Below are 14568 nucleotides of genomic sequence, written 5' to 3' on the forward strand. Positions count from 1 at the left end.
TCATGACATAACGCAGGATCACTATGCCGGCTTCATTCGTTCATCTACGCCTGCACACTGAATATTCCCTGGTCGACGGTCTGGTGCGGATCAAGCCGCTGGTCAAGACCCTGGTCGGCATGAACATGCCTGCCGTAGCGGTCACCGACCAGAACAACATGTGTTCCCTGGTCAAATTCTATAAAGCCGCCATGGGCGCAGGCATCAAGCCGATCTGCGGCGCCGACCTGTGGCTGTCGAACAAGGATCCGGACAACGCCCTGAGCCGGATCAGCCTGCTGGCAATGAACGCTGTCGGCTATCGCAACCTTACTGAGCTGATCTCCCGCGGCTTCATCGACGGCCAGCGCAATGGTTCGGTCATCATCGAGCGCGAGTGGGTGGCCGAAGCCAGCGAAGGCTTGATCATGCTGTCGGCGGCGAAAGAAGGCGAGATTGGCCTGGCCATGCTCAGCGGCAATCCGGCTGAAGCGGAAAAGCTGGCGCGTGAATGGATGGCGGTGTTCCCGGATCGTTTCTATCTGGAGATCCAGCGCACCAATCGCCCCAACGATGAAGAACAATTGCACGGCGCCGTGGCCCTGGCCGAGAAAATCGGCGCGCCACTGGTCGCGACCAACGATGTGCGCTTCATCAAGCAGGAAGATTTCGCCGCTCACGAGACCCGCGTCTGCATCGGTGAGGGCCGCGCCCTCGACGATCCGCGGCGTTCGAAGAATTACAGCGATCAGCAATACCTCAAAAGCGCCGATGAAATGGCCGAGCTGTTCAGCGACATTCCCGAGGCGCTGGAAAACACCGTCGAGATCGCCAAGCGCTGCAACATTGAAGTGAAGCTGGGCACGCACTTCCTGCCCAACTTCCCGATTCCCGATGGCATGACCATCGACGAATATTTCCGCAAGGTGTCCTTCGATGGTCTGGAAGAGCGCCTCAGCGTTCTGCTGCCCAAGGACACCACCGAAGACTATGAAACCAAGCGTCAGGTCTACGTCGACCGGCTGAATTTCGAGCTGGATATCATTATCCAGATGGGCTTCCCGGGTTACTTCCTGATCGTTATGGACTTTATCCAGTGGGCCAAGAGCAACGGCGTGCCGGTAGGCCCTGGCCGTGGTTCGGGTGCCGGCTCGCTGGTGGCCTATGTGCAGAAGATCACCGACCTCGACCCGCTGGAATATGACCTGCTGTTCGAACGTTTCCTTAACCCGGAACGGGTATCGATGCCCGACTTCGACGTCGACTTCTGCATGGACGGTCGTGACCGGGTCATCGACTACGTGGCCGAAAAGTACGGCCGCAACGCGGTCAGCCAGATCATCACCTTCGGTTCCATGGCCGCCAAGGCTGTGGTCCGTGACGTGGCGCGGGTGCAGGGCAAGTCCTACGGGTTGGCGGATCGTCTGTCGAAGATGATTCCGTTCGAAGTCGGCATGACCCTGGAAAAAGCCTACGAGCAGGAAGAAATCCTCCGTGACTTCATCAAGGTCGATGAAGAAGCCGCCGAAATCTGGGAAATGGCGCGCAAGCTGGAAGGCGTTGTGCGTAACGTCGGCAAGCACGCCGGTGGTGTGGTGATCGCGCCGACCAAGCTGACTGACTTTTCGCCGATCTATTGCGACGAGGCCGGTGATGGCCTGGTAACCCAGTTCGACAAGGACGACGTTGAAGCCGCCGGCCTGGTGAAGTTCGACTTCCTGGGGCTGCGGACCCTGACGGTCATCGACTGGGCGTTGAAAACCATCAACCGCGATCGCGCAAAGGTCAACGAGCCACCGCTGGACATTGCGTTCATCCCGCTGGACGACAAGCCCACCTACACGCTGCTGCAAAAAGCTGAAACCACCGCGGTGTTCCAGCTCGAGTCGCGCGGCATGAAAGAGCTGATCAAAAAGCTCAAGCCCGACTGCCTGGAAGACTTGATCGCACTGGTGGCCCTGTTCCGTCCGGGCCCTTTGCAATCCGGCATGGTTGACGACTTTATCAACCGTAAGCACGGTCGCGCCGAACTCGCGTACCCGCACTCGGACTACCAGTACGAAGGTCTGAAACCGGTACTGGCACCGACTTACGGCATCATCCTGTATCAGGAACAGGTGATGCAGATTGCCCAGGTCATGGCCGGCTACACCCTTGGCGGCGCGGACATGCTGCGTCGAGCCATGGGTAAGAAAAAGCCCGAGGAAATGGCCAAGCAGCGCGGTGGTTTCATTGAAGGTTGCGCCTCCAACAACATCGATGCCGACCTGGCCGGTAACATTTTCGACCTGGTGGAAAAATTCGCCGGTTACGGCTTCAACAAATCCCACTCCGCCGCTTACGGCCTGGTGTCGTACCAGACCGCGTGGCTGAAAACGCACTACCCGGCGCCATTCATGGCCGCGGTACTGTCCGCGGATATGCACAACACCGACAAGGTCGTGACCTTGATCGAAGAAATTCGCACCATGAAGCTGCGTCTCGACGCGCCGGATGTGAATACCTCGGAGTTCAAGTTCACGGTGAACGACGAAGGCCGCATCATCTACGGCCTTGGCGCGATCAAGGGTGTGGGCGAAGGACCGGTGGAAGCGATCACCGAGGCGCGTCAGGATGGGCCGTTCAAGGACCTGTTCGATTTCTGCGCCCGGGTCGATCTCAAACGGATCAACAAGCGCACGCTGGACGGTTTGATCCGTAGCGGTGCGCTGGATCGTCTGGGGCCGTATTTCCATGACGAACCGAAAGCCTATCAAGCGAGCATCGACCAGAACCGCGCGGTCTTGCTGAATGCGATGGAAGGGGCGATCAAGGCCGCCGAACAAACCGCTCGTACGCACGACAGTGGCCACGCCGACCTGTTCGGCGGTCTGTTTGTAGAAGAAGACGCCGACGTCTACGCCAATCACCGCAAAGCGAAAGAGCTGACCCTGAAGGAACGCCTGAAAGGGGAGAAAGACACCCTGGGCCTGTACCTGACCGGTCACCCGATCGACGAATACGAAGGTGAAATCCGCCGTTTTGCCCGTCAGCGGATCATCGACCTGAAGCCGGCTCGTGATACACAGACCGTCGCAGGCATGATCATCGCCTTGCGGGTTATGAAGAACAAAAAGGGCGACAAGATGGGCTTCATCACCCTTGACGACCGTTCTGGCCGGATCGAAGCTTCGTTGTTCGCTGATGCGTTCCATTCGGCGCAGTCGCTGTTGCAGACGGACGCCATGGTGGTGGTCGAAGGCGAGGTGAGCAACGACGACTTCTCCGGCGGTTTGCGCCTGCGGGTCAAGCGGGTGATGAGCATGGAAGATGCGCGCACCAACCTGGCCGAGAGCCTGCGATTGAAGCTGCAGACCAAGGATTTGAAAGGTGATCAGCTACGCTGGCTGGGTGAGTTGTTCAAGCGTCACCGCGGTGCGTGCCCGATCACCATGGAATACACGAGCCCCGATGCGAAGGCCTTGCTGCAGTTCGGCGAGACCTGGCGAATCGACCCGGCGGATGCGTTGATTCAAGCCCTGCGTGACCAGTTCGGGCGAGACAACGTCTTCCTCCAATACCGTTGACGGTCAGGCTTCATTCGCTCGCCTGATCTCGACCTGAATTTTTAATCTCGACCTGAACGCGCCTGTCCCTTAAGGTAGGGCGCGAATAGACAACCGGCCGGCCCAAGCTCTCTTGGACGTCGACCCTAGACGGACGCCTATGAACCCGAATTTTCTAGATTTCGAACAGCCGATCGCCGACCTGCAAGCCAAGATCGAAGAGTTGCGCTTGGTCGGTAACGACAATTCGCTGAATATCGGCGATGAGATCTCCCGCCTGCAGGACAAAAGCAGCACGCTGACCGAGGATATCTTCGGCAAGCTGACCAGTTGGCAGATCGCGCGTCTGGCGCGTCACCCGAAACGTCCGTACACCCTGGACTACATCGAACACATCTTCACCGAGTTCGACGAACTGCACGGCGACCGTCACTTCTCCGACGACGCTGCCATCGTTGGCGGCGTTGCCCGTCTGAACGATGAGCCGGTGATGATCATCGGTCACCAGAAAGGCCGCGAAGTGCGCGAGAAGGTTCGCCGCAACTTCGGCATGCCGCGTCCGGAAGGCTACCGCAAGGCTTGCCGCCTGATGGAAATGGCCGAACGCTTCAAAATGCCGATCCTGACCTTCATCGATACGCCGGGCGCCTACCCTGGTATCGACGCTGAAGAGCGCAACCAGAGCGAAGCGATTGCCTGGAACCTGCGCGTCATGGCCCGCCTGAAAACCCCAATCATCGCCACCGTGATCGGTGAGGGTGGTTCCGGTGGTGCACTGGCAATCGGTGTGTGCGATCAGCTGAACATGCTGCAGTACTCGACTTATGCGGTGATCTCGCCGGAAGGTTGCGCTTCGATTCTGTGGAAAACCGCGGAAAAAGCACCGGATGCCGCTGAAGCCATGGGCATCACTGCCGAGCGCCTGAAAGGCCTGGGCATCGTGGATAAAGTGATCGGCGAGCCTTTGGGTGGCGCTCATCGTGACCCGGCTGCGGCTGCTGCATCGATCCGTGCCGAACTGACCTCGCAACTGGCGATGTTGAAGAAGTTTGATAACGAAGCGCTGCTGGCCCGTCGTTACGAGCGTCTGATGAGCTACGGTCTCTGATCTGACCTTGGCTTCAATGTGGGAGCGGGCTTGCTCGCGAAAGCGGTATAACAGTCAACTGATGTGTTGAATGTTGAGCTGCCTTCGCGAGCAAGGCCGCTCCCACATTTGTTTTGTGCAAAGGGATCGATATGAGCCAGCCCATGATTGATCTGCCTGTCAGGCTCTTGCTGAATCTCAAGCCTTGGCGCAACGCCAAAACCTGGCGCATCGCTTTCTCCGGTGGTCTCGACTCCACCGTCCTGCTGCACCTTCTCGCAAACCTCGCAAAAACCGAATCCTTGCCGGCGCTCAGCGCCATCCATGTCCATCACGGCCTTCAGGCTGTGGCTGATACGTGGCCGGAACACTGCCAGTCTGTCTGTGATGGGCTGGGTGTGCCTTTGCAGGTCGTTCACGTTCAGGTTCAACCCGGCGCCAGCCTTGAGCGTGCAGCCCGTGATGCGCGATATGGCGCGTTCATCGAGGCTACTCAAATCAATGAAGTGTTGCTGACCGCCCAACACCGCGATGATCAGGCCGAAACCCTGTTGTTCCGATTGTTGCGTGGGGCAGGGGTAAGAGGCTTGTCGGGGGTGCCGAGCCAGCGCCCTTTGGGTCGAGGGCATCTGCTGCGACCGCTGCTCGATGTCTCGCGCGCAGAGCTTGAGGCTTACGCGACCGAGCATCAGTTAAGGTGGATCGAAGACCCTTCGAACCAGGATCATCAATTCTCGCGCAATTACCTGCGGCATCAGGTATTGCCGGTCATGACCACGCGTTGGCCGCAAGCGGTGGCGAGCATGGCCCGCAGCGCTGCGCACCTGAGTGAAGCCCGGGGATTGCTTGATGAGCTGGCGCAAATCGATCTGGCGCATGCCCGCACTGACAGCGAATTCGATTGGCTGGGTGTGCCGTCCCTTGAGCTGTCGCCGATTGCAAAGCGGTCCGCCGCTCGCCAGCGAAATGCAGTGAGTCATTGGCTCGCCGCGCTGACGCGTCTGCCGGACAGTGACCATTGGTCGGGTTGGGAGGACTTGCGCGATGCCACCGGCGATGCCCGTCCAGTCTGGCGTTTGGCCGATGGCGAATTGCATCGGGCGGGCGGGCGGATCTGGTGGTTATCCAGTCATTGGCTACGACCTGCACTCGACGTCGGGAGGTGGGCCGATCCCTCGCAAGCGTTGGTTTTGCCTGGCAACGGCGAACTCGAATTCACCGGGCAACCCCCTGAAGGCCCGCTGCATATCCGCTATCGTGAGGGAGGCGAGGCCATGAACCTGCCCGATCGCGGCCATCGGGACCTGAAGCGTTTGCTCAATGAGCGCGGGGTTCCAGGGTTCGTCCGTGGCAGATTGCCGCTGCTGTACCGGGGCGAGCAATTGCTGGCGGTGGCCAACCTGCGGGGCTTGAATGGCAACGAGCAGGACGGCTGGAATTTACATTGGCAGCCACCGAGCGAAGATCAAGGTTTGAGCTGAAAGGGGCTTTCCGGTAGACTACGCTCCCTTCTTGATACAACTTCTGTGGATTCGCCTGAATTGCAGGAGTTGCCGATTACCAAGCAGTCTTTGCTGGGCGATTCCAAAAAATGTGTAGCGAGCAACGTACCGGTGTTTCATCTCCCGGTCTGTCCCAACGCGGCGGTTTTTTTGAAAGGTGCACTGTGATTAATGCAGGTGATCGGGGGCTTCGGCCTTCCTTCGCTTTCCCCGGCGGCTCGGACCGCTTTAACGCAGACTTCTAGGGTTTTTCATGACGCGCTACATATTCGTCACGGGCGGTGTTGTTTCTTCATTGGGGAAAGGCATTGCATCGGCTTCATTGGCGGCCATCCTGGAGGCGCGGGGACTTAAGGTCACCATGCTGAAGCTGGATCCGTACATCAACGTCGACCCGGGCACCATGAGCCCGTTCCAGCACGGTGAAGTGTTCGTCACCCACGACGGCGCCGAGACCGACCTGGACCTGGGCCACTACGAGCGGTTCATCCGCACGACCATGACCCAGAACAACAACTTCACCACCGGCCGTGTCTACGAACACGTCCTGCGCAAAGAGCGCCGTGGTGACTACCTGGGCGCCACCATCCAGGTGATCCCGCACATCACCGACGAAATCAAGCGCCGGATCATCAAGGGCGCTGGCGATGCCGACGTCGCGATGGTCGAGATCGGTGGCACCGTGGGTGACATCGAATCGCAACCGTTCCTCGAAGCCATCCGTCAATTGCGTTTCGAAGTCGGCGCCAAGCGCGCGATGCTGATGCACCTGACGCTGGTGCCGTACATCGCCACTGCCGGCGAAACCAAAACCAAGCCAACCCAGCACTCGGTCAAGGAATTACGTTCCATCGGCCTGCAACCTGATGTACTGGTTTGCCGCTCCGATCACCCGATCGACATCTCCTCGCGTCGCAAGATCGCGCAGTTCACCAACGTTGAAGAACGTGCGGTGATCGCGCTGGAAGACGCCGACACCATCTACAAGATCCCGGGCATCCTGCATTCCCAGGGCCTGGATGATTTCGTCGTCGAGCGTTTCGGCCTGCAATGTGGCGGCGCCGATCTGTCCGAGTGGGAAGCCGTGGTCGACGCCAAGCTCAACCCTGAGCACGAAGTCACCATCGCCATGGTCGGCAAGTACATGGAACTGCTGGACGCCTACAAATCGCTGATCGAAGCGATGAGTCACGCCGGCATCAGCAACCGCACCAAGGTCAACCTGCGCTACATCGATTCCGAAGACATCGAAAACCAGGGCACCGCGCTGCTGGAAGGCGTTGACGCGATCCTGGTTCCAGGCGGCTTCGGTCTGCGTGGCGTGGAAGGCAAGATCACCGCCGTCCAGTACGCTCGCGAAAACAAGGTTCCGTACCTCGGCATCTGCCTGGGCATGCAAGTGGCCGTGATCGAGTTCGCTCGTAACGTCATGGGCTGGAAAGACGCCAACTCCACCGAGTTCGATCGTGCAAGCGGTCACCCGGTCGTGGGTCTGATCACTGAGTGGGAAGATGCCACCGGCGCAGTCGAAACCCGTACCGAAACCTCCGACCTGGGCGGCACCATGCGCCTCGGCGCGCAGGATTGCCTGCTGGAGCCGGGTTCGCTGGTTCACGATTGCTACGGCAAGGACGTGATCGTCGAGCGTCACCGTCATCGCTACGAAGTGAACAACAACCTGCTACCGCAAATCATGGAAGCGGGTCTGAAAATCTCCGGTCGCTCCGGTGATGGCGCGCTGGTTGAAGTGGTCGAGGCGCCGGATCATCCATGGTTCGTCGCTTGCCAGTTCCACCCTGAGTTCACCTCGACACCACGCGACGGTCACCCGTTGTTCAGCGGTTTCGTCAAAGCAGCTTTGGCTCAACACCAGAAGAAGGCTTGAACCTTATGGCGCAGAAGATCATCCGTGTAGGCGATATCGAGATTGCCAACGACAAGCCAATGGTGCTGTTCGGTGGCATGAACGTGCTGGAAAGCCGCGACATGGCGATGCAGGTCTGCGAAGAGTACGTGAAGGTTACCGAGAAACTCGGTATCCCTTACGTGTTCAAGGCCAGCTTCGACAAGGCCAACCGTTCCTCCGTGACCTCTTACCGTGGCCCCGGCCTGGAAGAGGGCATGCGGATTTTCCAGGACATCAAGCAAGCCTTCGGCGTGCCGATCATCACCGACGTCCACGAGCCTGACCAGGCCGCGGTCGTCGCTGAAGTCTGCGACATCATCCAGCTGCCGGCCTTCCTGTCGCGCCAGACCGACCTCGTGGTCGCGATGGCCAAGACCGGTGCGGTGATCAACATCAAGAAAGCCCAGTTCCTCGCGCCTCAGGAAATGAAACACATCCTGAACAAATGCGTGGAAGCGGGTAACGATCAGTTGATCCTTTGCGAGCGCGGTTCGAGCTTCGGCTACAACAACCTGGTCGTCGACATGCTCGGCTTCGGCATCATGAAGCAGTTCGAATACCCGGTGTTCTTCGACGTGACCCACGCGCTGCAAATGCCCGGCGGTCGCTCCGATTCCGCGGGCGGTCGTCGCGCTCAAGTCCTCGATCTGGCGAAAGCCGGGATCAGCCAGTCACTGGCCGGTCTGTTCCTCGAAGCCCACCCGGACCCGGACAACGCCAAATGCGACGGCCCTTGCGCCTTGCGTCTGGACAAACTGGAGCCATTCCTGGCCCAGCTCAAAGCTTTGGACGAACTGGTGAAGAGTTTTCCGACGGTAGAAACCGCGTAATCCTCATTTCTCCGGTAAAGTACCGCACGATTTGTTGCTCAGGCCCTTGGGCCTGATGCTTATCGTCCGCAAGTCTGCCCGTTGCACATCACTTGCCGGCGATAAAAGATTTCCTTCAGCTGCGTCGTTTTCGTCAACTTTGGAGTGTTTACAACAATGGCAAAAATCGTCGACATCAAAGGTCGTGAAGTTCTCGACTCCCGTGGCAACCCCACCGTGGAAGCGGACGTGCTTCTCGATAACGGCATCATCGGCAGCGCTTGCGCGCCGTCCGGTGCTTCCACTGGCTCGCGTGAAGCGCTCGAGCTGCGTGATGGCGACAAGAGCCGTTACCTGGGCAAGGGCGTTCTGAAAGCCGTCGCCAACATCAACGGTCCGATCCGCGACCTGTTGAAAGGTACAGACCCAAGCGACCAGAAAGCCCTCGATCACGCGATGATCAAGCTCGACGGCACTGAAAACAAAGGTTCCCTGGGCGCCAACGCGATCCTCGCCGTTTCCCTGGCCGCGGCCAAGGCAGCAGCACAGGACCAGGACCTGCCGCTGTACGCACACATCGCCAATCTGAACGGCACCCCGGGTGTCTACTCGATGCCGGTTCCGATGATGAACATCATCAACGGTGGCGAGCACGCCGATAACAACGTCGACATCCAGGAATTCATGGTTCAGCCGGTTGGCGCCAAGTCTTTCTCGGAAGGTCTGCGCATGGGCACCGAGATTTTCCATCACCTCAAAGCCGTTCTGAAGGCCCGTGGCCTGAGCACTGCGGTCGGTGACGAAGGTGGTTTCGCGCCGAACCTGGCGTCCAACGAAGACGCTTTGAAAGTGATCTCCGAAGCCGTTGCCAACGCCGGTTACAAACTGGGCACCGATGTGACCCTGGCACTGGACTGCGCGGCCAGCGAATTCTACGAAGACGGCAAGTACAACCTGTCCGGCGAAGGCCAGGTGTTCACCGCTGAAGGTTTCGCCGACTACCTGAAAGGCCTGACCGAGCGTTACCCGATCATCTCGATCGAAGATGGCCTGGACGAGTCTGACTGGGCTGGCTGGAAAATCCTCACCGACAAGATCGGCGAGAAGGTCCAACTGGTAGGCGACGACCTGTTCGTCACCAACACCAAGATCCTGAAAGAAGGTATCGATAAAAAGATCGCCAACTCGATCCTGATCAAGTTCAACCAGATCGGCACCCTGACCGAAACCCTGGAAGCCATCCAGATGGCCAAGGCTGCCGGTTACACCGCGGTGATCTCGCACCGCTCCGGCGAAACCGAAGATTCGACCATTGCCGACCTGGCCGTGGGCACTTCGGCTGGCCAGATCAAGACCGGCTCCCTGTGCCGTTCCGATCGCGTTTCCAAGTACAACCAACTGCTGCGTATCGAAGAGCAGTTGAATGGCAAAGCCAAGTACAACGGCCGCAGCGAGTTCCGCGGTTAAGCTGTAGATGGTAAAAAGTCAGCGGATTGTGTCGGAAATGTCGCGACAGCGGCGGATTTGCCACTAATCTGATGCCTTAAGAGCACAAGCCTGGATATTCCAGGCTTCGTGCTATCAGACGCTTCAAAGTTTTGGCATGGCTGTCTTTTTTCACTGGATACCTGATATTCGATGCGCAGTCCCAATTGGTTGTTCCTCGTCTTGCTCTTGTTGCTGGCTGGCCTGCAGTACCGCCTGTGGGTGGGTAATGGCAGTCTGGCGCAAGTGGCCGAGCTGACTCAGCAGATCGCGGATCAACACGCTGAGAACGAAGGGTTGCTGGAACGCAATCGGGTGATGGACGCCGAAGTCAGTGAATTGAAAAAAGGCATGGAGACCGTTGAAGAACGGGCTCGCCATGAGTTGGGCATGGTCAAGGATGGTGAAACCCTTTACCAGTTGGCTCAATGAATTCCTCGTTACCGGCCTTCTGGGCCGTGATTCCTGCCGCGGGCGTCGGTGCCCGTATGGCCGCGGACCGTCCCAAGCAATACTTGCAACTGGGTGGGCGCACTATTCTCGAACACAGCCTCGGCTGTTTCCTTGATCATCCTTCCCTGAAGGGGTTGGTGGTCAGTCTTGCTGTGGATGATCCTTATTGGCCGAGTCTGACGTGCGCTGGCGATTCGCGTATTCAACGCGTTGACGGCGGCGCCGAGCGTTCAGGGTCGGTGCTCAATGCCTTGCTGCATTTGCATGCATTGGGGGCTGGCGATGAGGATTGGGTGTTGGTGCACGATGCTGCACGGCCCAATCTGAGCCGTGATGATCTGGACAAGTTGCTGGTTGAACTGGCTGACGACCCGGTCGGCGGACTGCTGGCGGTTCCGGCTCGCGATACCCTGAAGCGGGTCGACAAGCTCGGTCGTGTAGTTGAAACCGTGGATCGCAGTGTGATCTGGCAAGCGTATACGCCGCAGATGTTTCGACTTGGCGCCTTGCATCGGGCGTTGGCCGACAGCCTGGTGGCTGACGCGGTCATCACCGATGAAGCTTCGGCTATGGAGTGGGCAGGGCTGGCGCCACGCCTGATCGAGGGGCGCGCGGACAACCTCAAAGTTACTCGGCCCGAAGACCTCGAATGGTTGCGTCAGCGTTGGGCTAACCGCCGCTGAGTAATTTGGTGGTCTGCCGCATCGCCATCGCCAGCAGGCTGGCTCCCACCCTTGATCTGCGTTGAACAAAAATTCTGCATCCGCTAAAGATTCCCTGTGGGAGCTAGCCTGCTAGCGATGGCGGATTCGCAGTCGACGCAAAACTCAAGTCTGATACTCCGGCCGCTCGGCCAAACCTTCCTTCAGATAATCCACCAACTTGCGCACCTTGGGCGACAAGTGTCGTTGCTGTGGATAAAGCGCCCACACCGCCGTGTTGGGCGGCTGATGCGCCTCCAGCAATGAAATCAAAGAGCCGACTTTCAAATGTTCCAGCACGTAATAGTCCGGCAACTGACACAACCCGACGCCCTGTAAAGCCGCATCCAGCACCGCTTGCCCACTGTTGCAACGCCAGTTTCCCTGTACTCGCTGGGAAAATTCCCGCCCGTTCTGTTCCAGTTGCCACAAGTCCGAGCTGCCGATGAGGCAGTTGTGGCGGCTCAGTTCCGACAGGCTGTGTGGGCGTCCGTATCGTTCCAGATAAGACGGCGACGCGCATAAGTACATGCGCCGCGGCGCCAGTCGCGTTGCCACCAATCGTGAATCCTGAAGGCGACCGAGGCGGATCGCCAGATCCAGGCCTTCATGCACCAGGTCGAGTTGGCGGTTGCTCAGTTCGATATCAATTCGAAGTTGCGGATAAAGCCCCATGAGTCGGGTTACCAGCGGCACGATAAAACGTTCGCCGTACGCCACCGCGCAGGTCATGCGCAACATGCCTTTGGGCTCGCTGGTCAGGTCGCCGACCGCTCTTAGCGCTTCTTCACGACCGTCCTGCAACCGCTGGCAGTGCTGCAAAAAAGTCTGCCCGGCTTCGGTCAGCGTGACGCGACGGGTGCTGCGATAAAGCAGTCGCGTCTGAAGCCGCTCTTCGAGGCGTACTATTTGGCGACTGATGTGGGAGGAAGACACCCCAAGACGTTCCGCCGCCGCCGTGAATTGGTTGCACTCGGCCACGGCGACGAACTCGTCGATCCCTTCCCAGCGGTTCTCGGACATCGAGGATTATCCCTGTGTAGCAATAATGTTTTGCTTTTGTCCTGATTATTCATCGTCAGGCGCTGTATTACACTTCCTGTCTCGTTTTTATTCACTGGAGAATCCACATGATCAAGTCGCGCGCCGCCGTTGCCTTCGAGGCCAAGAAACCCCTCGAGATCGTTGAAGTCGATGTCGCCATGCCCAAGGCCGGTGAAGTTCTGCTGCGTGTGGTTGCCTCCGGTGTCTGCCATACCGATGCGTACACGTTGTCGGGCGCTGATCCGGAAGGCATCTTCCCGTCGATCCTCGGTCACGAAGGTGGCGCGGTGGTTGAAGCCATCGGGGAGGGCGTGACCTCCGTGGCGGTCGGCGATCACGTCATCCCGCTGTACACCCCGGAATGCCGTCAGTGCAAATTCTGCCTCTCAGGCAAAACCAACCTCTGCCAGGCCATTCGCGCAACTCAGGGAAAAGGCCTGATGCCAGATGGCACTACGCGTTTTTCCTACAAGGGCCAGCCGATTTTCCACTACATGGGCACCTCGACATTCTCCGAGTACACCGTGTTGCCGGAAATCTCCGTCGCCAAAATTCCTAAAGAAGCACCACTGGAAAAAGTCTGTCTGCTGGGTTGCGGTGTCACCACCGGTATCGGCGCGGTGCTCAATACCGCCAAGGTAAAACCCGGTGATACCGTGGCCATTTTCGGCCTCGGCGGCATCGGTCTGTCGGCGGTGATCGGCGCAGTAAAAGCTAAGGCTGCGCGGATCATTGCCATCGACATCAACCCGGCCAAATTCGAGATCGCCAAGCAGCTCGGTGCAACCGACTGCGTAAACCCGAAAGATTTCGACCGTCCGATTCAGGAAGTCATCGTCGACATGACCGATGGCGGCGTCGACTTTTCCTTCGAGTGCATCGGCAACGTCCAATTGATGCGCGCCGCACTCGAGTGCTGTCACAAGGGCTGGGGCGAGTCGGTGATCATCGGCGTGGCCGGTGCCGGACAGGAAATCGCTACCCGTCCATTCCAGTTGGTGACCGGTCGCGTCTGGCGCGGTTCGGCGTTCGGCGGTGTGCGTGGTCGCACCGAATTGCCAAGCTATGTCGAAATGGCTGAAACCGGCGAAATCCCATTGGACACGTTCATCACCCACACCATGGGCCTGGAAGATATCAACAAGGCTTTCGACCTGATGCATGAAGGAAAAAGCATCCGTTCCGTCATCCATTTCTGAGGTCCGCCATGAGCCTGGAAAATATCTCCTGTCAGAAAAGCTTCGGCGGCTGGCACAAACGCTACCGGCACCGCTCCGATGTACTGGGCTGCGACATGGTGTTTGCCGTGTACCTGCCGCCGCAAGCGGAGCAGGGCGGCAAACTGCCGGTTCTGTACTGGTTGTCCGGCCTGACCTGCACCGACGAAAACTTCATGCAAAAGGCCGGCGTCCTGCGCATGGCCGCGGAGCTGGGGCTGATCATCGTTGCACCGGACACCAGCCCTCGCGGCCCTGATGTGCCGGGTGACCCGGACGGTGCCTGGGACTTCGGTCTCGGCGCCGGGTTTTATCTGAATGCCACGCAGGAACCGTGGTCGCGCCACTATCGGATGCATGACTATGTCGTGCAGGAATTGCCTGCATTGGTCGAGGCTCATTTTCCGGCGTCGGACAAGCGCGGCATCAGCGGTCATTCCATGGGCGGCCACGGCGCGCTGGTCTGCGCATTGCGCAATCCGGGGCGGTATCAGTCGGTGTCGGCGTTTTCGCCAATCAACAATCCGATGGACTGCCCTTGGGGTCAGAAAGCCTTTTCCCGTTACCTGGGAGAAGATCGTTCGAAATGGCGCGAATGGGATGCCTGCGCATTGATTGCCGAGGCTGACGAGAAGCTGCCGCTGCTGATCGACCAAGGTGATCGTGATGATTTCCTCGCCACCCAGCTCAAGCCTGAATCCTTGCGACAGGCAGCCAAACTGGCCGGTCATCCGCTGACGTTGCGCCTGCAACCGGGCTACGACCACAGCTATTTCTTCATCGCCAGCTTCATCGACGACCACTTGCAACATCACGGACGCGCCCTAGGCCTCTAATGCA

At 58.8% G+C, this 14568-nt stretch carries 11 protein-coding genes; 10 read left to right on the forward strand and 1 reads right to left on the reverse strand.

Annotated elements, in window-relative coordinates; genetic code table 11:
* Nucleotides 1-23 precede the first annotated feature (23 nt).
* The 8 genes from dnaE (at nt 24) to ispD (ending at nt 11449) form a co-directional block, all read left to right on the forward strand.
* Complete coding sequence (gene dnaE, locus KJF94_RS02635) at nt 24-3545, forward strand: DNA polymerase III subunit alpha (RefSeq protein ID WP_214380973.1); 3522 nt, start codon at nt 24-26, stop codon at nt 3543-3545.
* A gap of 139 nt (nt 3546-3684) precedes the next feature.
* A complete protein-coding gene (locus KJF94_RS02640; protein WP_214380976.1) occupies nt 3685-4632 on the forward strand; it encodes an acetyl-CoA carboxylase carboxyltransferase subunit alpha in 948 nt (315 codons plus the stop codon).
* A gap of 131 nt (nt 4633-4763) precedes the next feature.
* The gene (gene tilS, locus KJF94_RS02645) at nt 4764-6092 is read left to right on the forward strand and encodes a tRNA lysidine(34) synthetase TilS (RefSeq protein WP_214380978.1); all 1329 of its coding nucleotides are present in this window, start codon (nt 4764-4766) and stop codon (nt 6090-6092) included.
* 274 nt (nt 6093-6366) lie between these two features.
* A complete protein-coding gene (gene pyrG, locus KJF94_RS02650) occupies nt 6367-7998 on the forward strand; it encodes a CTP synthase (protein WP_214380980.1) in 1632 nt (543 codons plus the stop codon).
* Nucleotides 7999-8003: 5 nt separating this feature from the next.
* Entirely contained in the window at nt 8004-8849 is an 846-nt protein-coding gene (gene kdsA / locus KJF94_RS02655; RefSeq protein ID WP_150630801.1) for a 3-deoxy-8-phosphooctulonate synthase, read from the forward strand.
* A gap of 156 nt (nt 8850-9005) precedes the next feature.
* A complete protein-coding gene (eno, locus tag KJF94_RS02660; protein WP_138964488.1) occupies nt 9006-10295 on the forward strand; it encodes a phosphopyruvate hydratase in 1290 nt (429 codons plus the stop codon).
* A gap of 171 nt (nt 10296-10466) precedes the next feature.
* On the forward strand, nt 10467-10745 hold the full coding sequence (gene ftsB, locus KJF94_RS02665; protein WP_008028992.1) for a cell division protein FtsB: 279 nt from the start codon (nt 10467-10469) through the stop codon (nt 10743-10745).
* Nucleotides 10742-11449 carry a 2-C-methyl-D-erythritol 4-phosphate cytidylyltransferase gene (gene ispD / locus KJF94_RS02670; protein WP_214380982.1) on the forward strand — a complete coding sequence of 236 codons (708 nt, stop codon included), beginning with the start codon at nt 10742-10744 and terminating at the stop codon, nt 11447-11449. Before ftsB ends, ispD begins: the two co-directional genes overlap by 4 nt.
* A 144-nt stretch (nt 11450-11593) precedes the next feature.
* On the opposite strand, the gene KJF94_RS02675 is transcribed toward ispD, so the two are convergent.
* The gene (locus KJF94_RS02675) at nt 11594-12490 is read right to left on the reverse strand and encodes a LysR substrate-binding domain-containing protein (RefSeq protein WP_214380984.1); all 897 of its coding nucleotides are present in this window, start codon (nt 12488-12490) and stop codon (nt 11594-11596) included.
* A 107-nt stretch (nt 12491-12597) separates the two neighbouring features.
* Here KJF94_RS02675 and KJF94_RS02680 point away from each other — a divergent pair, with 107 nt between their 5' ends.
* Both KJF94_RS02680 and fghA read left to right on the forward strand, forming a co-directional pair.
* Nucleotides 12598-13710: an S-(hydroxymethyl)glutathione dehydrogenase/class III alcohol dehydrogenase gene (locus KJF94_RS02680; protein ID WP_214380986.1), complete on the forward strand. Its 1113-nt coding sequence runs from the start codon at nt 12598-12600 to the stop codon at nt 13708-13710.
* A gap of 8 nt (nt 13711-13718) precedes the next feature.
* Nucleotides 13719-14564, forward strand: coding sequence for an S-formylglutathione hydrolase (gene fghA / locus KJF94_RS02685; RefSeq protein ID WP_214380988.1), 846 nt, complete (start codon nt 13719-13721; stop codon nt 14562-14564).
* Nucleotides 14565-14568: the final 4 nt, after the last annotated feature.

Origin of the sequence: Pseudomonas hormoni (assembly GCF_018502625.1) — a bacterium.
In the GTDB taxonomy this organism is placed as follows: domain Bacteria; phylum Pseudomonadota; class Gammaproteobacteria; order Pseudomonadales; family Pseudomonadaceae; genus Aquipseudomonas; species Aquipseudomonas hormoni.

Bases quoted from the DNA above. Each gene is read 5' to 3' on its own strand.
- dnaE (WP_214380973.1), top strand. From the start codon at position 24: ATGCCGGCTTCATTCGTTCATCTACGCCTGCACACTGAATATTCCCTG.
- KJF94_RS02640 (WP_214380976.1), top strand. From the start codon at position 3,685: ATGAACCCGAATTTTCTAGATTTCGAACAGCCGATCGCCGACCTGCAA.
- tilS (WP_214380978.1), top strand. From the start codon at position 4,764: ATGAGCCAGCCCATGATTGATCTGCCTGTCAGGCTCTTGCTGAATCTC.
- pyrG (WP_214380980.1), top strand. From the start codon at position 6,367: ATGACGCGCTACATATTCGTCACGGGCGGTGTTGTTTCTTCATTGGGG.
- kdsA (WP_150630801.1), top strand. From the start codon at position 8,004: ATGGCGCAGAAGATCATCCGTGTAGGCGATATCGAGATTGCCAACGAC.
- eno (WP_138964488.1), top strand. From the start codon at position 9,006: ATGGCAAAAATCGTCGACATCAAAGGTCGTGAAGTTCTCGACTCCCGT.
- ftsB (WP_008028992.1), top strand. From the start codon at position 10,467: ATGCGCAGTCCCAATTGGTTGTTCCTCGTCTTGCTCTTGTTGCTGGCT.
- ispD (WP_214380982.1), top strand. From the start codon at position 10,742: ATGAATTCCTCGTTACCGGCCTTCTGGGCCGTGATTCCTGCCGCGGGC.
- KJF94_RS02675 (WP_214380984.1), bottom strand. From the start codon at position 12,490: ATGTCCGAGAACCGCTGGGAAGGGATCGACGAGTTCGTCGCCGTGGCC.
- KJF94_RS02680 (WP_214380986.1), top strand. From the start codon at position 12,598: ATGATCAAGTCGCGCGCCGCCGTTGCCTTCGAGGCCAAGAAACCCCTC.
- fghA (WP_214380988.1), top strand. From the start codon at position 13,719: ATGAGCCTGGAAAATATCTCCTGTCAGAAAAGCTTCGGCGGCTGGCAC.